Here is a 19,407-nt window from a genome sequence, read left to right on the forward strand (position 1 = left end):
TAGAGGAGATAGACAGAATGCTAAAAGGTTTAAAGTCAAAATTGAAATAAACATGATTGAAAAGATGGGCGATTCTTCGGACACTCAAAAAATAGTCATCATCAAATATAACGCCGGGAATATTCGCTCGGTCACCAATGCTTTAGCTCGTCTTGGCTATGAGGCTGAAATAACAGGGGATCCTGATAAAATAAAAGAAGCGGATAAGGTTATTTTTCCTGGAGTGGGTGAGGCTAGTACTACAATGGCTTACTTGCGGGCGACCGGTTTAGATGAGGTTATTACAAAGCTCAAGCAGCCGGTTCTGGGTATTTGTTTGGGTATGCAGCTGATGTGTAGCTATTCTGAAGAAGGGGGTGTTGATTGTTTGGGTATTTTTGACGAACAGGTCAAGAAGTTTCAATTGCCCGAGCCAAATGATAGGAATGTTAAAATTCCGCATATGGGGTGGAATAAAATCGCGAATGTAAAGATGCCTCTTTTTGATGGCTCATTGGAAGGAGAGTATGTTTATTTTGTGCATAGTTTCTATGTAGCTATGGGGGAAGATACAGCGGCCACAACTAAATATATTCATCCTTATAGTTCTGCTCTTCAGAAAGATAATTTTTATGCAACTCAATTTCACCCGGAGAAGAGTGGTTCTGTTGGTGAGCGTATTTTGGCTAATTTTTTAAAGTTATAACAACGAATGAACATGATTGACATCATACCGGCGATTGACCTTATTGACGGAAAATGTGTTCGCCTGAGTCAGGGTGATTACAATAGCAAAAAGGTTTATAATGAAGATCCGCTTGAGGTGGCTAAAGAATTTGAAGACCATGGGATCACTCGCTTGCATCTGGTTGATTTAGATGGAGCTAAAGCCGGACGAATTATAAATTATAAGGTACTGGAGCGAATTGCAGGAAAAACTAATCTGATAGTTGATTTTGGTGGTGGACTAAAAACATCAGAGGATCTTCATATAGCTTTTGAATCAGGTGCCCAAATGGTTACAGGTGGTTCTATTGCAGTGAAGAATCCACAGGAATTTGAGAGTTGGATAAAAGCCTATGGTTCTGAAAAGATCATTCTTGGTGCTGATGCGAAAGATAACAAGATAGCTGTTACAGGCTGGCTCGAAGAAACCGATCAGGAGCTAGTTCCTTTTATTGAAGATTATACAGATAAAGGGATTAAAAAGGTGATTTGTACAGACATCAGTAAAGATGGTATGTTGCAAGGGCCTGCTATTGAATTGTATAAAGAGATTCTGACCGAATTGCCAGACCTGTATCTGGTAGCAAGTGGCGGAGTTAGTAACCTGGCTGATATTGAAGCTTTGGCAGAAGCTAAAATTCCGGCAGTCATATTCGGAAAAGCCATTTATGAAGGAAAAATTAGCTTAAAGGAGCTCGAAAAGTTTGTCTAAAAACTAACAACTAAGCTTATGCTAGCAAAACGAATTATACCATGTCTTGATATAAAAAACGGTCAAACGGTAAAGGGCGTCAAGTTTGTCGAGATTAAAGAAGTAGGTGATCCGGTTGAATTAGGTGCTTTGTACGCCGAGCAAGGGGCTGATGAACTGGTTTTTCTGGATATAACAGCCAGTCACGAAGGGCGGAAAACCTTTGTGGATTTAGTAAAACGAATTGCTCGGAATATCAATATTCCTTTTACGGTGGGCGGTGGAATTAGCGAGTTGAGTGATGCAGATGCTTTGCTAAATGCAGGGGCAGATAAAATATCAGTTAATTCTTCCGCAGTTCGTAATCCGCAATTAATAAATGATCTGGCTCAAAACTTCGGTAGGCAGTTTGTGGTTGCTGCCATTGATGCGAAGCATCAGCAAGGTGACGATTGGACTGTAACCGTTAATGGCGGGCGAATCCCTACTGAGAAAAAGCTTTTCTCATGGGCCAGTGAGTGCGAAGAACGAGGAGCTGGTGAGATACTTTTTACGAGTATGGATCATGATGGCGTAAAGCAGGGATTTGCCAATGAGGCTTTAGCAAAACTAAGTGATGAATTGAATATCCCTATTATTGCATCTGGGGGAGCTGGAGCGATGGAGCATTTTAAAGATGTATTCACAATAGGTAAAGCCGATGCAGGATTAGCAGCTAGTATTTTTCATTTTAAAGAGATTCCAATTCCGGAGCTAAAAGCTTACTTAAATAAAGAAGGTATCCCAATTCGATTATAAAACAATAAAAACCATATAATGACTATTAACTACGATAAACTTGGTAATGGCTTAATTCCTGCCATCATTCAAGATGCAGCTACCAACAAAGTATTGATGCTTGGATTTATGAATGAAGAAGCCTACAAAAAGACAAAGGCGGAGCGAAAAGTGACTTTTTACTCACGCACTAAAGAACGTCTTTGGACAAAAGGTGAAGAGTCAGGTAATTTTCTGAACGTTGTTTCTATATCGGTTGATTGCGATGATGATACACTATTAATTAAAGTGAGTCCTGTTGGACCGGTATGTCATAAAGGAACAGATACCTGTTGGGGAGAGGAAAATGCAGCTGATGATATCCTATTCTTAAAAACACTACAGGACTTTATTGATAAGCGCAAAGAGGAAATGCCAGAAGGTTCATATACTACTCATTTATTTACTAAAGGAGTGCGTAAAATTACGCAGAAGGTAGGTGAAGAAGCCATTGAAACGGTTATTGGTGCTATGGCTAATGATGATGAAAACTTTTTGTATGAAGGCGCTGATTTATTATACCACCTGATTGTTCTATTAACGCACAAAGGCTATCGAATTGAGGATTTGGCACGAGAACTAAAAAGTCGACATAAGTAAAATGAATTTTATAATTCAATCATTATTAGGAGGGAATGTAGTTGATGTTTTAAATATCTCTTCTTTTGTATGATTTCTTATTAAATTTTGAAACGCTTTTACACTGTATATGTCAAAGTTGTTTAATTCTGCTTTTTTAACAAATTTGAGAGCAGATGAATAGTCTTTTATGTCGCAATAAACACCTGCTATATTTGCGAAAGCTACTCCATTTGTAGAGTCAATTGCTGCTGCAGTGTTAAAGTCTGCTAATGCTTTTTCGTAGTTTCTAATAGCTCGGTTCATAATGCCTCTGCAATTGTAGCCGTAAAAGTTATCATTCATAAAAAGGATAGAGGTATCTAAATATGCGATACCTTTATCTATTTTATTATCATCTGCATAAGTTTGTCCTAGTTCAAAGTACAAATAACTATTTGTAGGCTCATACTTAATTGCTTGGTGTAGTGTCTCAATTGCTATTTTATGACGGAATGTTGAACGAAAATGTTTAGCATCATTTACCAGTTGTATTGTTTGAGGATAATAGAACGTAGAGATATCGGGTTCTATTTTTATCGCATTGTAACGACTATACCAATGAGTTGGAATTAATCTTCTTGGAGAATGATAGAATGGTTTTGTGAATAAAGGTATGGTTGTAATTAGAATTATTAGTATTGTTAAGCTTTGTTTTATTTCTTGAAGTGGGAATAGTAATAGATATATCGAACCATATATTATAAAAAGTGGGATGATAATAATTGAAGGGATATCGGCAACAGTAAAAGCAGTATATTATAGAAATACTAATATTGATGAAATTGATATTAGCATTGGTATCCACAAATGTTGACTATTTTTATGTTTATTGAGTAATATCCTTATCGATTTAATTAGGAAATAAATCGAAATACCTAAAGAACTAAAAGCATATACTACAAGGCCAGCATTGTAATTATCGTAATAACCAAGAAGTCCAAATGGCGTAAGAAAAAGTATAAAATAAAAAACTATACTTGTTATGATTTTCATTGTTTCTGTATTTAGACTTTGATTTATAAAAATAGATATAAGTTTTGAACCCACTTGATATCATCAATAACTATTACACAGAAGGTAGCCCACTTTGGGTTACCTTAATCGAACATAGCCAAGCTGTTCGTAATAAAGCCTTGGATATTGTATCCAACCATCCGGAGTTGGAGGCAGATGCTCAGTTTGTATCCGAAGCTTGCATGTTACATGATATTGGTATTTACCTGACCAATGCACCTGATTTACATTGCAACGGGACATACCCCTATATCTGTCATGGTTATTTGGGTCGCGAGTTACTGGAGAAAGAAGGCTACCTAAAACATGCTTTGGTGTGTGAGCGTCACACCGGAACTGGATTATCATTAGTTGATATCCGGAAACAGCACCTTCCAATTCCTCAGCGCGACATGATGCCGCTTTCAATCGAAGAACAGATTATTTGTTTTGCTGATAAATTCTACAGTAAAAGCCGTGCTTTAACCAAAGCTAAGAGCATCGATAAGATCATTCAATCAATGCGGAAGCATGGAGAACACCAGGTAAAACAATTCGAAGAATGGTGTGAGCTGTTTTTGTGATTACCCAATAAATCGCATATTCTCTTGAAACCAATCACCAATAAAAGGCACTTTTGTAAAACGGCCTTGAATAGCACCTATCAATCCAATTAGCCAAAGGGCAAAAACACATACCAAGATTACTCTGCCTATCAATCCTAATGAAATACCTACCAATATAGCTTGGGCAATTGATGCTGCAAAAGAGATTATTATCAACCCAAAGGATTGTCGTAAATGAAACAGACTCAGTTCGCTTTTGGGATTCTCGTTCTGACGAAGGATAAGGGCTATAATCCAGCCTACAATAGTAATATAGCTTACTGTAGATATTAGCCGACTTTGATCTTGCATTAAAATTATTTTTGAGTTTGTAAATAGTCTTAGGTCTTTTGTCTAAGAATCTAACAGTCTAAAGCTTGCAATTGTTATTTATTAAACACAACTTTGTGTCATTATGATGACAATGAGCAATATATACTCATATCCGACCAATAGCGTCTGCTATATCTTCTAAGAAGGTCGTCTCATTGTATCCATTCATTTCATTTTTTATTTAATCAAATTAATTAAGGAGGATTCTACCATGATGACACTAGCTGTTTATCCTGTAATCGTGTGCAATTGCACCCCATTGTTTTATACATCAGATGTATTTTCTAAAACAATTATCAATTCAAAATTTAGGTTACGACAAAAATTAAAACACGATGACTAAGCAAATTAGCAGTATATTATTGCGAAAACTAAATAAGAATACATTGAGTAATATCTGGAACGACTTCAAAGATGCCTTGGCTGGTTCATCGCACGATTATACTCAGATACCTCTTAGCAGAGCAGTTTTTTTGCTTGCTATACCAATGGTGTTAGAGATGATTATGGAATCGGTGTTCGCAGTTGTTGATATCTACTTTGTAGGAAAGCTTGGGGCTGATGCCGTGGCAACTGTAGGTATTACTGAGAGTGTTCTGACCATTATTTATGCCATTGCTTTTGGATTAAGTATGGCAACAACTGCCTTGGTTTCGAGGCGTATTGGCGAAAAGAATGAGCAAGAAGCCTCGAAAGAAGCACTTCAGGCTATCATAACAGGATGTGTTATTTCTGTGCTAATAGCTATCCCCGGAGTTGTTTTTGCCAAAGATTTATTACGATTGATGGGCGCATCTACCCTAATAGTAGATGAATTATCGACCTATACGACCATTATGTTTGGTGGCAACCTGGTCATTATGCTTTTGTTTAGTAATAATGCCGTTTTCCGTGGTGCAGGCGATGCCGCCATTGCGATGCGTGTTTTGTGGATTGCCAATGGATTGAATATGGTACTCGACCCACTTCTTATTTTTGGCATTGGCCCATTCCCTGAACTGGGTATTGCCGGAGCTGCAGTAGCCACAAATATTGGTCGGGGCATTGCAGTTGCATACCAATTACATGTGTTATGGAAAGGCAAAGGACGCATCAGTTTATCAGGCTTAAAATTGACGATTGAATGGCTGCGAATTAAACATCTGCTTAAAATTTCGCTTGGCGGTATAGCTCAATCATTAATTGCCACATCAAGCTGGATTTTCCTGGTTCGTATCATATCAAACTTTGGAAGCGAAGTAGTAGCGGGTTACACCATTGGCATACGAATAATATTGTTTTCGCTGTTGCCATCGTGGGGCTTAAGTAACGCCGCGGCCACACTGGTTGGGCAAAACCTGGGAGCCCGAGAACCTAAACGTGCTGAAAAAGCAGTTTGGGGAGTTGCCCGCATAAATCTGCTATTTCTGGGAGCTCTAAGTATATTATTTATTGTCTTTCCCGAGTGGTTTGTGCGCTTATTTACCAATGATATCGCAGTCATTAATTCGGGTAAACAATGTTTACGAATTGTGGCTTATGGGTTTGGATTTTATGGAATAGGCATGGTAATGACGCAGGCTTTTAATGGAGCAGGAGATACCCGAACACCAACGCGTATTAACATTGTTGCCTTTTGGATGATTGAGATTCCATTAGCCTACACATTGGCCATTCAAATTGGTTGGAAGGAGGATGGAGCCTTTTATGCGATTATAATTGCAGAAGCTGCCATGACATTATTAGCAGCATACCTGTTTAAAAAGGGTCGATGGAAAAAAGAGGCTGTTTAAAATATAGTCTCTTGAAAAATACTTTTTGTCGTACTCAGGAATCCATACGACAAGGAGCATTAGCTGATAGCTTTCAACTAGTAGCTTTTTGTAAGATAGACCGTTAATAACAGGTCATCGGGCAATTCCTGTCAAATGTCCTGTTATTATCCGGTTGATTTGTATAGTTTTGGGGGATAACAATCTGTTTTATTCAAATCATATCACATGAAAAATTATCTATTACTATTGGTTTTGGCAGTTGCTTTTATATCCTGCCAGAAACCATGTAAGAGTGACCATCAAGTTGAGGTAGCTAATATTACCGACGCACGTATTGAAGCAACTATTTTGAGTTTGACAAAAACGTACGCCAATGCTGATGCTGAAATAATTCAACGAGGCGTTAAACATGCAGCGTCTCTCTGGCGTAATGTTGATGGCACTGAAGCTGATTTTCAGGCTTTCTGCGAAACGCATTTTGTGGCTGATGCCGCTAAGAAAGAGTTAATGTTCGATAAAGTGAGTCGTAATCTGGAGATTTTGTATGGCCATTTCAACAAGATAAGCCTTGATCTACAGCGTCCGTTACATGAGCCAATGGGGGATATTATTGATATAGATAAGGCATTTGGTGGATTTAGTGCAGGTTCGCATCTGACTGCTGATTTGTATCGAAACAAATTGGCGTTTAATATTGCTTTGAACTTTCCATATTACACTTTAACCGAAAAGGAACAAAATGCTGCAACATGGTCGCGCCAGGAATGGGCCTATGCACGTATGGGCGATGTTTTTACCGCGCGCATTCCGGCTGAAATCCTTCAGAATGTATCTGAGGTAGGATCTGCTTCTGAAATGTACATTGCCAATTATAATATTTACATGGGGCAGTTGGTTGATGACAACATGAAGACCTATTTCCCTGAAGATATGGTGTTGTTGTCGCACTGGAACCTGCGTGATGAAATAAAATCGCATTACAGCAAAGGAACCGAAGGTGTGGAATTACAAGCGATGGTTTATGAAGTGATGAAACGCATCATCAGCCAGACGATTCCAAATGATGTGGTTAATAATGGCGATTATCAGTGGAATCCATATACGAACGAAACGTATAAGGACGGTCAGAAAGTGGAATTGGAGAGTGAGTCATTTGAGCGTTATCAGCAAATCATCAATAATTTTCATGCCATGCGTGAGATGGATGCATATTCACCATTAAATACTGCTGTTAAACGTGCTTTTGCAGGTGGTATGGAAATTACACAAGCCGATGCCGAAAAATTGTTTGTTGAGTTTATGTCATCAGACGAGTTGAAGCAGGTAGGCGAGTTAATTAAACAACGTTTAGGCCGTGATTTAAAACCTTGGGATATTTGGTATGATGGCTTTAAAGCCCGCAGTTCTATCGATGAAGATGCTTTAAATAAAATTACGCGTTCACGTTATCCTAATGCTAAAGCCTTAGATGATGATTTGGCTAATTTGTTATTGAAACTTGGTTTTACAAAAGAAAAGGCCAACTTCCTGGCCGAACGTATTGATGTTGATCCGGCTCGTGGTTCTGGCCACGCCTGGGGTGCTTCCATGAAAGGCGAGACAGCTCACCTGCGTACTCGTATACCGGAGACAGGTATGGATTATAAAGGCTACAATATTGCTATTCATGAATTCGGTCACAATGTTGAGCAAACCATTTCTTTATACGATGTCGATTATTACATGTTGAATGGTGTGCCAAATACTGCATTTACCGAAGCTCTGGCTTTCATCTTCCAAAAGCGTGATTTAGAGCTGTTGGATATGAAAAACAATAATCCGGAAAAAGACGCCTTACAAACATTGGATAATTTCTGGTCGACTTATGAAATTATGGGCGTATCATTATTAGACCAACGTATGTGGAAGTGGTTATATGCTAATCCGGATGCAACTGCTGAGCAATTAAAAGTGGCAGTTGAAGGTATTGCTTTAGATATTTGGAATGAGTTTTATGCACCTGTTTTTGGCGTGAAAGACCAACCTATATTGGCTATTTACTCACACATGATTAATAGTCCGATTTATTTGTCCAATTATGCTTTTGGTCACCTGATTCAATTCCAGGTTGAGCAATATTTAAAAACAGCAGACTTTGCTCCAGAAGTCGAGCGCTTATTTAAAATTGGTTCGATCACTCCAAATGCATGGATGCAAGCTGGTTTAGGAGAAGATATATCAATTGTTTCGATTATTGAGGAAGCGGGTAAAGCGGCCACGCAAATTACAAGTAAGTAGTTTAAATATAGTCACAAAAAAAGGTAAGCCAATCGGCTTACCTTTTTTTGTATCAAATATTCTTTGTTAGTCAATTGCTAACTCAATCATCTTTTGTAATTTTTTTCTTCCAAAGAAAATGCGGCTTTTTACTGTTCCAATCGGCATATCTAATTGCTCAGCAATTTCTTTGTACTTGTAGCCTTCCATGTGCATGGTTAACGGCTGTTTAAACTCACCTTCCAGTTTCCCCATTTGGGTTCTGATTTCTCCTGTATAATGAATAACATCAGGAGTGTCAACGGTGTAATACTTGTTTGATAAGTAGTTGACTTCATCGACTAACATTGGCGCCTGACGCATTTTATACTTTCTGCGGTAATTGTTAATAAATGAATTGCGCATAATTGTATGCATCCATGCTGAAAAATTGGTATTCATCACAAATTTTTCTCTTGAGGACAGGGCTCTGAAATTTGTTTCCTGAACGAGGTCATTGGCATCTTCCTCGTTAGCAGTTAATGTAAGGGCGTAGCTAAACATTTTCTGTTGAAGCCCCAATAGTCGATGGTTAAATTGTTCTGCGGTCATCTTTTTGGGTTTTTGTTTAACAATTGTGATTTATTTCAACACAACTGCTCGGGTGTTTAACAGTTGTTGTTTCTAAAATCAATTATAATTTACTTATTTAAATTCGTTAATGCAACTGATAATCTGTTATTCAATGCATAAAAGCAAAGAGGTAATCAAATACTCAAATACAAAGTAAAGATGAACAAAATCATTTTAACTTCCAAATTTGTTTAATAAATATCAATAGCAATTAATCACATTTGATGTTTTAATAGGCGTGTTTTTTGAATTATAACTGTTTAATAATCAAACTTAAGGGTGTGTTAGGCAGATCTTTTAATTTTTTTTCACACTTTCTTTAAAGCAATATTCGAGTTTGTTGGTTGTATATAAAGTTTTAGTAAAAGTGACTTTTGTTGTGTTACATTATAATAAATGTGACTATTTTTAGAAGTATAGGACTAGTAGAGATTAGAAGATGCAGGTATTGAAGAGAGTTTATCAGTTCTACATCGATGGGTTTAGAAATCTGTCGCCGTGGGCTCGTACTTTATGGGTGATTATTCTTATTAAGTTGTTTGTTATGTTTGCTGTGTTGAGGCTATTCTTTTTTCGCGATACACTTAAAAACAGATATGCAACCGATGAGGAACGGGCTAACCATGTTATAGAAGAATTAATAGGTCAATAATTAAAATACAGAAATGCTAGAAAACATTGATTTGTCACTCGTCAATTGGTCGAGGGCACAATTTGCACTGACAGCTATGTTCCACTGGTTGTTTGTCCCGTTAACATTGGGGCTCAGCTTTATCATAGCTTTTATGGAAACCATCTATGTGAAGACAGGTAATGAAGAGTGGAAACGCATTACCAAATTCTGGATGAAATTGTTTGGAATCAACTTCGCCATTGGTGTGGCAACGGGTATTATACTGGAGTTTGAGTTCGGAACCAACTGGTCAAACTATTCGTGGTTTGTAGGCGATATTTTTGGCGCCCCTCTGGCCATTGAGGGTATCATGGCTTTCTTTATGGAAAGTACATTTATTGCTGTTATGTTTTTTGGTTGGGGTAAGGTGAGTAAAAGGTTTCACTTAACAGCAACCTGGCTAACAGCTGCTGGTGCCAACTTGTCGGCCTTGTGGATTTTAGTAGCCAATGGCTGGATGCAGAACCCGGTAGGTATGAAATTTAATCCCGAAACTGCTCGAAATGAGATGGAAAACTTCTGGGACGTTTTCTTATCACCAACAGCCGTTACTAAGTTCCTGCATACAACAACATCAGGTTATGTGTTGGCTGCTTTGTTTGTTGTAGGTATCAGTAGCTGGTTTTTACTAAAGAAGCGACATGTTTTATTCGCCAAGCGAAGTATTGTGATCGCAGCTATCTTTGGTTTGGTATCATCGGTTATGTTAGTGGCTACAGGTGATGGTTCAGCACGAGATGTTGCCAAAACACAACCGATGAAGTTCGCCGCAATGGAATCGCTTTATGAAGGACAAACACAGGCGCCCTTAATTGCGATTGGTTTGTTTGGTAAAGAGCACGACGACCCAATGAACCGTTCGTCAGAGCAGGAGTTTCTGGTGAAGATTGAAATTCCCAATATGCTTTCGTATTTGGCTTTCTTAAAGGTAGATGCCTTTGTGCCAGGTATAAAGGATTTGGTGTTGGGTAACGAGCAGTATAACATTATGTCGTACAAAGAAAAGATTCTTCGCGGTTATGAGGCGCAGCAAACGCTCAAGGCTTTTAAAGAAGCGAAAGGTGTTGATGAGGCAGAGTATGGTCGCTTAAAGGCTAAATTTGACGATAAAGAATGGGTTGAGAATTACTTCCGATATTTTGGTTATGGCAATTATTACGATCCTAACCCTGAACAGTTGGAGTTGAATGCTTTTAAAATTGTACCTCCAATCTCTTTGTCATTTTATGCTTTCCACATCATGGTGATATTAGGTGGGCATTTTATGCTGTTATTTATGGTAGTACTGTGGTTGATTTATCGCAAGAAACTGGAAACAAACAAAGTGGTGCTTTACACAGCTCTGTGGACTATTCCATTGGCTTACATCGCCAGTCAGGCTGGTTGGATTGTTGCTGAAGTGGGGCGTCAGCCGTGGGTTATTCAAGACTTGATGCCAACCATGACCGCTGTATCTAAAATTGATACCAGTTCGGTGATGATCACGTTCTGGCTATTTACCATCACCTTTGTTGCTTTAGCGATTGCTGAAGTGAGAATTATGGTAAAGCAAATTAAAAACGGACCAAAAGAAGGAGGGCACAACTAATGTTTGGAGAATTATCACATTTAGCATTACAACAATATTGGTGGGTTATCGTTTCGCTACTGGGGGCACTTTTAGTTTTCCTCATGTTCGTACAGGGCGGTCAAACCCTGATTTATACCATTGGTAAAACGAATATGGAACGCACGATGCTAGTCAATACATTGGGGCGTAAATGGGAGTTTACGTTTACAACATTGGTGACATTTGGAGGTGCGTTTTTTGCATCCTTCCCTTTGTTTTACAGCACAAGTTTTGGTGGTGCCTACTGGGTTTGGATGGCCATTCTATTTGCATTTGTTTTGCAGGCCATTGCCTACGAGTTTCGTTCGCGACCCAACAATGTGTTCGGCGCCCGAACTTATGAGACCTTTTTATTGATTAACGGGTTGTTAGGAACAGTGTTGATTGGGACAGCCGTGGCTACTTTTTTCACCGGCTCTGCTTTTTCGGTGAATGAAATGAATCAATCGCAATGGGAGTTGAAGTCGCACGGATTAGAAGCAGCCCTGAATCTTCATAATTTATCATTGGGCTTAGCTGTGTTCTTTCTGGCCCGTGTTTTAGGCCTGCTGTATTTTATGAACAGTATCCAGAGTGAAGAAATTTTTGACAGAGCGAAAAAGCATTTAATTATCAATGCCATTCCATTCCTGGTCTTCTTCCTCACTTTTGTTATCTGGTTGATGGTGCGCGATGGTTTTGCGGTTCATCCAGAAACGAAGGAAGTGGTGATGGAGCCGTATAAATATTTCAGGAATCTGTTGGCCATGCCAATTGTCCTCATCTTATTCCTGGTGGGAGTTATTGGTGTCTTACTCGGTCTGGGAGCGAGCATCTTTAAAGCCGATTGTACCAAAGGGATCTGGGCAGCTGGTGCAGGAACGGTGTTGACCGTGTTTAGCTTGTTGCTGGTAGCTGGGTTTAACAATACCGCTTTCTACCCTTCCACTTTTGACTTGCAAAGCTCCTTAACGATTCAAAATGCGTCATCCAGTCATTTTACGCTAACGGCTATGAGCTATGTGTCGCTATTAGTGCCATTTGTTTTTGCTTACATCTGGTATGTGTGGAAGGCCATGAATAACACGCCAATTGATGAAGACGAGATGCAATCAGACGATATACACGTATATTAATTATTAATCATCAAGAAAAGGAAAGAGAAGTGGTCTTGATTCTTTTGTCTTGATACTTGATACTTTAAAAGATGAAGTACTTACACGAAATATTATGGTATCTGTCGTTACCATTAACAATAGTCATTAGCTACTATGCGGTTTTATTCGGATTGAAAAAATTCAATAAACTGACAGAAGCAGAAGAGCAACAAAACGATGAATAAACAACAAACCCGGTATCATAACGATGCCGGGTTTGTTGTTTTATAGCGAATGTCATTTATTTAATTCCCAATATCCATTTGGCGGTTGAAATTACTATGTAGTAAAGTATCACAGCTGCAATACCTCCTACGCCAAGCAGAGCAATAAATACGATGGCCAAAAACAGCAACACAAAGCGTTCTTTGTTTTCGGCCCATTTCATGTTTTTAAATTTAAGCGAGAACATGGGGACCTCGCTAATGAGCATGATTGAGAAGAAACCGATAACAATTAATATAACTACCGGGGATAACCAGTTGAACCATTCGGGCGATTCAATAAATTTATAGGCGAAAGCTGCCGTAAAAATACCGGTAGCCGTTGTTGTTAAGCCCAGAAAGTTCTCCGTCTGGCGTGTATCAACGTTAAACTTGGCCAATCGTAAAGCAGCAAAAGCTACCATTATAAACGGTAGGAGCACCAATACCTGTTGAAGGGTTGTTAACTGAAAAAAGTTAATGGCGTAGCTACCTGTTAACTGGTATTTTATAATGGTGGACCATATGGCAGCCGGAGCAGCTCCAAAACTAATGAGGTCGGCCAATGAATCCAGTTCTTTGCCTATGTCGCTGTAGGCTTTTAATGCCCTTGCGGCAAAGCCATCACTAAAATCAAAAAAAGCACCGGCAAATATCAGCCAAATAGCTATATCGATACGGGCATTAAGTGCAAAGAAAATCGCGATGACACCACAAAGCACATTAAGGCTCGTTAAAAAGTTAGGAATATGTTGTTTGATATTCATGTTTAATTTTTTTTTCGAAAGTAAGGCAATCGCGCTGAGATTCAAAATATGTACGTTTATTTCACTGTATTTAAGAAAATGTTAAGGTGATGAAATCTTTTTGAAAACTTTGAAACAAAATGTTTCTTTGCGCATTGAACAATTAAAATTTCCGGATGATGTGGACACAAGAATTATCAGTAGACAATGTAAGCATTGATAATGAACATAAACAACTCTTTGCTTTAATCGACAACTTTTACAAAGGCATTAAAGACAATTCACCCAAGGAGCGTTTAGAAGAATTAATTTTAGGTTTAGTTAGTTATACCAAAACGCATTTTAGTAATGAAGAACTGCACATGAGTAGAATGGGTTATCCGGACTTAGCATCCCATAAGGAGCTACATGAGGTATTTGTCAAAAATGTTACAGGGTATTATGACCGATTAAAAGGAGGTAAACTGATTTTATCTATTGAAGTGACTAACTTTTTAAAGGATTGGCTAGTCAATCATATCAAAGGTTCTGATCAGCAATATGCTGCATTTGAATTGGCTCAAAAAGTATGATGCAGATCAATTAACTTTTAATTAATACAAATAATAGTGAAAAATATTTGCAATTGTAAATATTGACATTACATTTGTATCGGATTAAAAATTACAAATGGGCAATTTTACACATCATCATCATCATTTTTTACTGCAAAGCTGGTAGGCGGTGCTTGATGTGTGTATAAATTAAAATATCAAGAAAGGCTTATCAGAAATGATAAGCCTTTCTTATTTCAACAAAATTAAACATGACAACAGTACAATTTCATATTCATCATCATCATTTCTTATCCCGGCGGATGGGCTAGGTTGTTGTATATGAAACTATATGGTACTAAGGCTTATCCGAATGCGGGTAGGCCTTTTTTATTGCTAATAATTAAATAGAACATAACATGGAAACTAAATTAAGGATTGCTTTACAAAAAAAAGGTCGATTAAACGATGACTCGATGAAACTGCTTAAAGAGGCAGGGATTAAGTTTAATGTTGGAAGTGGCAAGTTGGTCGCTTCATCGCCAAATTTCCCAATTGAAGTATTGTTTTTGCGCGATGACGACATACCGCAAACAGTGGCCGATGATGTGGCCGATATTGGAATTGTTGGTGAAAACGAAATGGCCGAAAAGGGCTTCGACCTGAAAGTTGTGAAGCGTTTAGGTTTCAGTAAATGCCGCCTGTCACTGGCTATTCCAAAGGCCGAAGAATACACTGGCCTAAAATATTTCGAGGGTAAGAAAATAGCGACATCATATCCTGTTATCCTCGATAACTTCTTAAAAAAAGAAGGTATCAACGCCGAGATCCACGAGATTGCAGGTTCGGTGGAGATTGCGCCGGGTATTGGATTAGCCGATGCTATATTTGATATTGTTAGTTCGGGAAGTACTTTGGTTGCCAATCGATTGAAGGAAGTTGAAGTGGTGATGAAGTCGGAAGCCTTGTTGGTGGCTGGAGGTAACCTTTCTCCCGAGAAGCAAGCTTTGTTGGATGAGATGTTGTTTAGGATAGAATCGGTGATGGCGGCCAACTCCAATAAATACATTTTGATGAATGTTCCAAACGAAAAGATTGACGAGATTGTTAAAATACTACCCGGAATGAAAAGTCCCACCGTATTGCCTTTAGCCGAAAGTGGGTGGAGCTCGGTTCACTCGGTTATTAAAGAGAAGAAGTTCTGGGAAATCATTGGCCAGCTGAAATCATTGGGTGCTGAAGGCTTGTTGGTAGTGCCTATTGAAAAGATGATACTTTAAAAGACGGAATAATAAAATGCTAGTTGCTAGTCTCTAGCCTCTGGCAAATAAAAGAAGAACGATGCAAAAAATAGTATATCCACCAAAAGAAGCATGGCAGAAGCTATTGGAGCGACCCGATAATGGTTTAGAAGATGTGTATGATACTGCCCGGGGAATTCTTGATGATGTAAAGCGTAATGGTGATGCAGCCTTGCTGAAGTATACGCGCATGTTTGATGGTGCCGAACTAAGAGCCCTGGAAGTTTCGCAGAAAGAAATTGATGAAGCTTGCTTACAAGTGAGTAGTGATTTGAAAGATGCTATCCTGGTGGCCAAACAAAACGTTGAAACATTCCACGAGGCACAAAAGACACAGAAAGAAATTGTGGAGACTATGCCAGGCGTTCAATGTTGGCAAAAAAGTGTGGCCATTGATAGTGTTGGTCTTTATATTCCCGGTGGCACAGCTCCCCTTTTTTCAACGGTGCTGATGTTAGGCATACCGGCCAAAATTGCCGGTTGTAAAGAAGTGGTGCTTTGTACACCCGCCGATAAAGAAGGAAAAGTAAATCCGGCTATATTATATGCGGCTTCGTTGGTAGGGGTCAATCGTATTTTTAAATTAGGCGGTATTCAGGCAGTTGGTGCCATGGCTTATGGTTCTGAGACAGTGCCGTCGGTGGCTAAAATATTTGGACCGGGAAATCGCTTTGTTACGGCTGCCAAGCAGTTGGTGAGTTTAAAGGATGTGGCGATTGATATGCCCGCGGGTCCGTCAGAGGTGATGGTGCTAGCCGACGAAAGTGCTGACGCTACTTTTGTAGCCTCTGATTTATTATCCCAGGCCGAGCATGGAGCTGATAGTCAGGTGCTATTTGTGACTGATAGCGAAGACTTGTTGACAGAGGTTGAAAAAGAGGTGGAGTTACAATTACAAGCATTGCCACGCAAGGATATCGCAGAGAAAGCCTTGTCAAATAGTCGTCTGATTGTATTGAAGAATGCTGATGAAATGTTGGAGCTATGCAACCAATATGCTCCTGAACACTTGATTATTTCGATGCGCGACGATGAAGCGATCGGTAATAAGGTAGTAAATGCAGGATCGGTTTTCCTTGGGAATTATTCACCAGAGAGTGCCGGTGATTATGCATCGGGAACGAATCACACTTTGCCAACACATGGTTATGCCAATGCTTTTAGCGGAGTTAATCTTGATAGTTATATGAAAAAAATAACCTTCCAGAAAATCAGTGCATTTGGTTTGGCAAAATTGGGCCCTTCGATTGAAGTGATGGCTGAAGCAGAGCAACTGATGGCGCACAAAAATGCCGTGACCGTTCGATTAAAGAAAATGGGTGGTTAGATTATAATGGCCCCATCACCTTACGGCACTTCCCCTTGGGGAGATACCCTTAGGGAGAGGGGGAGTGTTTTATTACTCTCTACTAACAATATGACTTAAACTATGAAACCACTTAATCAATTATTAAGAACCAATATACAAAACCTGAAACCCTACTCCTCGGCGCGTGATGAATTTACCGGTGAAGCAGCGGTGTTTCTGGATGCTAATGAGAATCCATTTAATGAGCCATATAACCGTTATCCTGATCCATATCAGCGCAAAGTGAAGGGAAAGATTGCTGAGCTAAAGGGTGTTGATACTTCATCTATATTCTTGGGCAATGGAAGCGATGAGCCAATCGACTTATTGTTCCGGGCTTTCTGCGAACCCGGTATTGATAATGTGGTATCCATCGACCCAACATACGGCATGTACCAGGTAGCCGCTGATATCAACAATGTTGAAGTTCGAAAAGTATTATTGACAGAGGATTTTGAGCTAGATGTTGATGGTCTTTTGGATCAATGCGATGACAATAGCAAACTGATGTTTATTTGTTCGCCCAATAATCCAACGGGCAACTGTTTTCGTGAAAGCGATATTGTTCGCTTAGTCAAACAATTTGAAGGCATTGTGGTGCTGGATGAGGCTTATATTGATTTTGCACCTGCGAAAAGTTTACTTTCAAAACTTAATGAGTATCGCAATTTGGTTATACTACAAACATTTTCAAAAGCGTGGGGCATGGCGGGTATTCGCTTGGGAATGGCCTTTGCTTCAAAAGAAATAGTTGAGGTGCTGAGTAATATCAAATATCCATACAATGTGAATGTATTGACGCAGGAAAAGGCATTAGAACTTCTTTTATGTGAGAATGACAAGCAGTTATGGGTAGAGCAATTATTGAACGAGCGGAGCCGAATGGAAAAGGCTTTGTCTCAGTTTTTATTTGTGCAGAAAGTGTATCCCTCTGATGCCAATTACCTCCTGATAAAGGTAATCGAGCCAAAAGCAGTTTATGATTTTTTGGTCAGTAAACAAATCATTATCCGCGATCGTTCAACGGTTTCATTGTGTAAAGGATGCCTGCGCATAACAGTGGGGCAGTCAGCCGAAAATAGCTTATTATTGGAGGCGCTTGACCAGTTTGATTGATGCAAAATTCCCCCTCTCCCTTCGGGCATCTCCCCAAGGGGAGAATTATCCTCTGCATAATCTTCCCTTTAGGGAAGTGCCGAAGGCGATGGGGGAAGGCGGATTTTATACATAACCAAGCTGCAAATAATTTTTGTACTTGATACTCAAATCTTGAAACTAATAAAAATGAAAAAACTACTCTTTATAGATCGCGATGGAACATTAATCCTGGAGCCACCCGTTGATTTTCAGGTAGACAGTCTGGATAAATTGGAGTTTTATCCAGGCGTGTTCCAAAATTTATCCAAAATTGTGGATTTATTGGATTTTGAATTGGTGATGGTGACAAATCAGGATGGTCTTGGAACAGCCTCCTTCCCGGAAGACACCTTCTGGCCGGCTCAAAATAAGATGATGAAAGCCTTGGAAAACGAAGGTATTACCTTTGCTGATGTAATGATTGATCGGTCGTTTCCTGAGGATAATGCACCCACACGTAAACCACGAACTGGCTTGTTAAGTCAATACATGGATGGCGATTGCGATTTGGCCAACTCTTTTGTGATAGGCGATCGTATTACTGATGTTGAATTGGCTAAAAACCTGGGTTGTAAAGCTATATTTCTGAAGGATGAAGAAGCGGCCAATACTGAGCTTAAACAATCCAGGTTGCAGGATGCGTGTGTATTAATAACTAATGCCTGGAGCGATATTGCCACTTTTTTGTTTTCGTCGGAGCGATCGGCAACAGTAGAACGCAACACCGCCGAAACAAAAATAAAGATTGATATTAATTTGGATGGTAAAGGACTGTGTGATATTAACACCGGTTTGAACTTCTTCGATCATATGCTCGAACAGATTGGGCGTCACTCGGGTTGTGATTTAAGCATTAAGGTGGATGGCGATTTACAGGTAGATGAGCATCATACCATTGAAGACACTGCCATCGTATTGGGCGAGGCTATTAAAAAAGCACTGGGCGATAAACGTGGCATCGAACGCTATGGTTTTTGCCTGCCTATGGACGATTGCCTGGCACAAGTAGCATTGGATTTTGGTGGCCGCTCGTGGTTGGTGTGGGAAGCTGACTTTAAGCGCGAGATGATTGGTGACATGCCTACAGAAATGTTTTACCACTTTTTTAAAAGCTTCTCCGATGCAGCCGCCTGTAACCTGAATATTAAAGCCGAAGGACGCAACGAGCATCACAAAATAGAAGGTATTTTTAAAGCCTTGGCCAAAGCCATTAAAGCGGCTATCCGCAAAGATCCGTATAATAACCGGCTGCCAAGTACTAAAGAACTGTTGTAAAGATATAACCGATGTCATCGATTCGAGCGATGACATCGGTTAATACATTATTGAAGTTTA

20 protein-coding genes are annotated in these 19,407 nt (G+C 39.3%); 16 read left to right on the forward strand and 4 right to left on the reverse strand.

Annotated elements, in window-relative coordinates; translation table 11 throughout:
- Nucleotides 1-52 precede the first annotated feature (52 nt).
- The 4 genes from hisH to hisIE are packed head-to-tail and all read left to right on the forward strand — an operon-like array spanning nt 53 to nt 2,812.
- Nucleotides 53-685, forward strand: a complete 633-nt coding sequence (gene hisH / locus J1N10_RS03000; protein WP_262325198.1) for an imidazole glycerol phosphate synthase subunit HisH — start codon at nt 53-55, stop codon at nt 683-685.
- A gap of 12 nt (nt 686-697) precedes the next feature.
- Nucleotides 698-1,417, forward strand: a complete 720-nt coding sequence (gene hisA, locus J1N10_RS03005; protein WP_316044917.1) for a 1-(5-phosphoribosyl)-5-[(5-phosphoribosylamino)methylideneamino]imidazole-4-carboxamide isomerase — start codon at nt 698-700, stop codon at nt 1,415-1,417.
- An 18-nt stretch (nt 1,418-1,435) separates the two neighbouring features.
- The gene (gene hisF, locus J1N10_RS03010; protein WP_262325200.1) at nt 1,436-2,194 is read left to right on the forward strand and encodes an imidazole glycerol phosphate synthase subunit HisF; all 759 of its coding nucleotides are present in this window, start codon (nt 1,436-1,438) and stop codon (nt 2,192-2,194) included.
- An 18-nt stretch (nt 2,195-2,212) separates the two neighbouring features.
- Nucleotides 2,213-2,812, forward strand: a complete 600-nt coding sequence (gene hisIE / locus J1N10_RS03015) for a bifunctional phosphoribosyl-AMP cyclohydrolase/phosphoribosyl-ATP diphosphatase HisIE (RefSeq protein WP_262325201.1) — start codon at nt 2,213-2,215, stop codon at nt 2,810-2,812.
- Between the two features lie 15 nt (nt 2,813-2,827).
- On the opposite strand, the gene J1N10_RS03020 is transcribed toward hisIE, so the two are convergent.
- Entirely contained in the window at nt 2,828-3,220 is a 393-nt protein-coding gene (locus tag J1N10_RS03020; RefSeq protein WP_262325202.1) for a tetratricopeptide repeat protein, read from the reverse strand.
- Nucleotides 3,221-3,870: 650 nt separating this feature from the next.
- On the opposite strand from J1N10_RS03020, the gene J1N10_RS03025 reads away from it, so the two are divergent.
- A complete protein-coding gene (locus J1N10_RS03025; protein WP_262325203.1) occupies nt 3,871-4,410 on the forward strand; it encodes an HD domain-containing protein in 540 nt (179 codons plus the stop codon).
- Here the strand turns inward: J1N10_RS03025 and J1N10_RS03030 are convergent, their stop codons facing one another.
- Nucleotides 4,411-4,743, reverse strand: a complete 333-nt coding sequence (locus J1N10_RS03030) for a hypothetical protein (protein WP_262325204.1) — start codon at nt 4,741-4,743, stop codon at nt 4,411-4,413.
- Between the two features lie 356 nt (nt 4,744-5,099).
- Between J1N10_RS03030 and J1N10_RS03035 the strand changes: the two genes are divergently transcribed.
- On the forward strand, nt 5,100-6,536 hold the full coding sequence (locus tag J1N10_RS03035) for an MATE family efflux transporter (protein WP_262325205.1): 1,437 nt from the start codon (nt 5,100-5,102) through the stop codon (nt 6,534-6,536).
- Between the two features lie 207 nt (nt 6,537-6,743).
- The gene (locus tag J1N10_RS03040) at nt 6,744-8,795 is read left to right on the forward strand and encodes a hypothetical protein (protein WP_262325206.1); all 2,052 of its coding nucleotides are present in this window, start codon (nt 6,744-6,746) and stop codon (nt 8,793-8,795) included.
- 66 nt (nt 8,796-8,861) lie between these two features.
- Here J1N10_RS03040 and J1N10_RS03045 read toward each other — a convergent pair whose 3' ends face one another.
- A complete protein-coding gene (locus J1N10_RS03045; protein ID WP_262325207.1) occupies nt 8,862-9,365 on the reverse strand; it encodes a sigma-70 family RNA polymerase sigma factor in 504 nt (167 codons plus the stop codon).
- Nucleotides 9,366-9,825: 460 nt separating this feature from the next.
- Here J1N10_RS03045 and J1N10_RS03050 point away from each other — a divergent pair, with 460 nt between their 5' ends.
- From J1N10_RS03050 to J1N10_RS03065, 4 genes are all read left to right on the forward strand, one after another.
- Nucleotides 9,826-10,038 (forward strand): DUF4492 domain-containing protein, encoded by a 213-nt coding sequence (locus tag J1N10_RS03050; protein ID WP_262325208.1) that lies wholly within the window; start codon nt 9,826-9,828, stop codon nt 10,036-10,038.
- A gap of 13 nt (nt 10,039-10,051) precedes the next feature.
- Complete coding sequence (locus J1N10_RS03055; protein ID WP_262325209.1) at nt 10,052-11,647, forward strand: cytochrome ubiquinol oxidase subunit I; 1,596 nt, start codon at nt 10,052-10,054, stop codon at nt 11,645-11,647.
- Nucleotides 11,647-12,783: a cytochrome d ubiquinol oxidase subunit II gene (cydB, locus tag J1N10_RS03060; protein WP_262325210.1), complete on the forward strand. Its 1,137-nt coding sequence runs from the start codon at nt 11,647-11,649 to the stop codon at nt 12,781-12,783. The genes J1N10_RS03055 and cydB overlap by 1 nt, the downstream gene beginning before the upstream one ends.
- Before the next feature lie 71 nt (nt 12,784-12,854).
- Nucleotides 12,855-12,989 carry a hypothetical protein gene (locus J1N10_RS03065; protein WP_262325211.1) on the forward strand — a complete coding sequence of 45 codons (135 nt, stop codon included), beginning with the start codon at nt 12,855-12,857 and terminating at the stop codon, nt 12,987-12,989.
- Between the two features lie 56 nt (nt 12,990-13,045).
- On the opposite strand, the gene J1N10_RS03070 is transcribed toward J1N10_RS03065, so the two are convergent.
- Entirely contained in the window at nt 13,046-13,774 is a 729-nt protein-coding gene (locus J1N10_RS03070) for a CDP-alcohol phosphatidyltransferase family protein (RefSeq protein WP_262325212.1), read from the reverse strand.
- A gap of 155 nt (nt 13,775-13,929) precedes the next feature.
- On the opposite strand from J1N10_RS03070, the gene J1N10_RS03075 reads away from it, so the two are divergent.
- The 5 genes from J1N10_RS03075 (at nt 13,930) to hisB (ending at nt 19,347) form a co-directional block, all read left to right on the forward strand.
- Complete coding sequence (locus J1N10_RS03075) at nt 13,930-14,325, forward strand: bacteriohemerythrin (RefSeq protein WP_262325213.1); 396 nt, start codon at nt 13,930-13,932, stop codon at nt 14,323-14,325.
- A gap of 380 nt (nt 14,326-14,705) precedes the next feature.
- Nucleotides 14,706-15,566 carry an ATP phosphoribosyltransferase gene (hisG, locus tag J1N10_RS03080; RefSeq protein WP_262325214.1) on the forward strand — a complete coding sequence of 287 codons (861 nt, stop codon included), beginning with the start codon at nt 14,706-14,708 and terminating at the stop codon, nt 15,564-15,566.
- A 61-nt stretch (nt 15,567-15,627) separates the two neighbouring features.
- Nucleotides 15,628-16,914, forward strand: coding sequence for a histidinol dehydrogenase (hisD, locus tag J1N10_RS03085; protein ID WP_262325215.1), 1,287 nt, complete (start codon nt 15,628-15,630; stop codon nt 16,912-16,914).
- Between the two features lie 102 nt (nt 16,915-17,016).
- Nucleotides 17,017-18,051 carry a histidinol-phosphate transaminase gene (hisC, locus tag J1N10_RS03090; protein WP_262325216.1) on the forward strand — a complete coding sequence of 345 codons (1,035 nt, stop codon included), beginning with the start codon at nt 17,017-17,019 and terminating at the stop codon, nt 18,049-18,051.
- A 168-nt stretch (nt 18,052-18,219) separates the two neighbouring features.
- Nucleotides 18,220-19,347: a bifunctional histidinol-phosphatase/imidazoleglycerol-phosphate dehydratase HisB gene (gene hisB, locus J1N10_RS03095; protein WP_262325217.1), complete on the forward strand. Its 1,128-nt coding sequence runs from the start codon at nt 18,220-18,222 to the stop codon at nt 19,345-19,347.
- The last annotated feature ends 60 nt before the right edge of the window (nt 19,348-19,407 follow it).

This window comes from Carboxylicivirga litoralis (genome assembly GCF_025499605.1).
Classification (GTDB): Bacteria; Bacteroidota; Bacteroidia; order Bacteroidales; family Marinilabiliaceae; genus Carboxylicivirga; species Carboxylicivirga litoralis.

Coding starts and splice junctions, on each gene's coding strand:
- J1N10_RS03055 (WP_262325209.1), top strand. CDS start 10,052: ATGCTAGAAAACATTGATTTGTCACTCGTCAATTGGTCGAGGGCACAA.
- hisF (WP_262325200.1), top strand. CDS start 1,436: ATGCTAGCAAAACGAATTATACCATGTCTTGATATAAAAAACGGTCAA.
- cydB (WP_262325210.1), top strand. CDS start 11,647: ATGTTTGGAGAATTATCACATTTAGCATTACAACAATATTGGTGGGTT.
- J1N10_RS03030 (WP_262325204.1), bottom strand. CDS start 4,743: ATGCAAGATCAAAGTCGGCTAATATCTACAGTAAGCTATATTACTATT.
- hisG (WP_262325214.1), top strand. CDS start 14,706: ATGGAAACTAAATTAAGGATTGCTTTACAAAAAAAAGGTCGATTAAAC.
- J1N10_RS03045 (WP_262325207.1), bottom strand. CDS start 9,365: ATGACCGCAGAACAATTTAACCATCGACTATTGGGGCTTCAACAGAAA.
- J1N10_RS03065 (WP_262325211.1), top strand. CDS start 12,855: ATGAAGTACTTACACGAAATATTATGGTATCTGTCGTTACCATTAACA.
- hisB (WP_262325217.1), top strand. CDS start 18,220: ATGAAAAAACTACTCTTTATAGATCGCGATGGAACATTAATCCTGGAG.
- J1N10_RS03035 (WP_262325205.1), top strand. CDS start 5,100: ATGACTAAGCAAATTAGCAGTATATTATTGCGAAAACTAAATAAGAAT.
- J1N10_RS03050 (WP_262325208.1), top strand. CDS start 9,826: ATGCAGGTATTGAAGAGAGTTTATCAGTTCTACATCGATGGGTTTAGA.
- hisH (WP_262325198.1), top strand. CDS start 53: ATGATTGAAAAGATGGGCGATTCTTCGGACACTCAAAAAATAGTCATC.
- J1N10_RS03075 (WP_262325213.1), top strand. CDS start 13,930: ATGATGTGGACACAAGAATTATCAGTAGACAATGTAAGCATTGATAAT.
- hisIE (WP_262325201.1), top strand. CDS start 2,213: ATGACTATTAACTACGATAAACTTGGTAATGGCTTAATTCCTGCCATC.
- hisC (WP_262325216.1), top strand. CDS start 17,017: ATGAAACCACTTAATCAATTATTAAGAACCAATATACAAAACCTGAAA.
- hisD (WP_262325215.1), top strand. CDS start 15,628: ATGCAAAAAATAGTATATCCACCAAAAGAAGCATGGCAGAAGCTATTG.
- J1N10_RS03070 (WP_262325212.1), bottom strand. CDS start 13,774: ATGAATATCAAACAACATATTCCTAACTTTTTAACGAGCCTTAATGTG.
- hisA (WP_316044917.1), top strand. CDS start 698: ATGATTGACATCATACCGGCGATTGACCTTATTGACGGAAAATGTGTT.
- J1N10_RS03040 (WP_262325206.1), top strand. CDS start 6,744: ATGAAAAATTATCTATTACTATTGGTTTTGGCAGTTGCTTTTATATCC.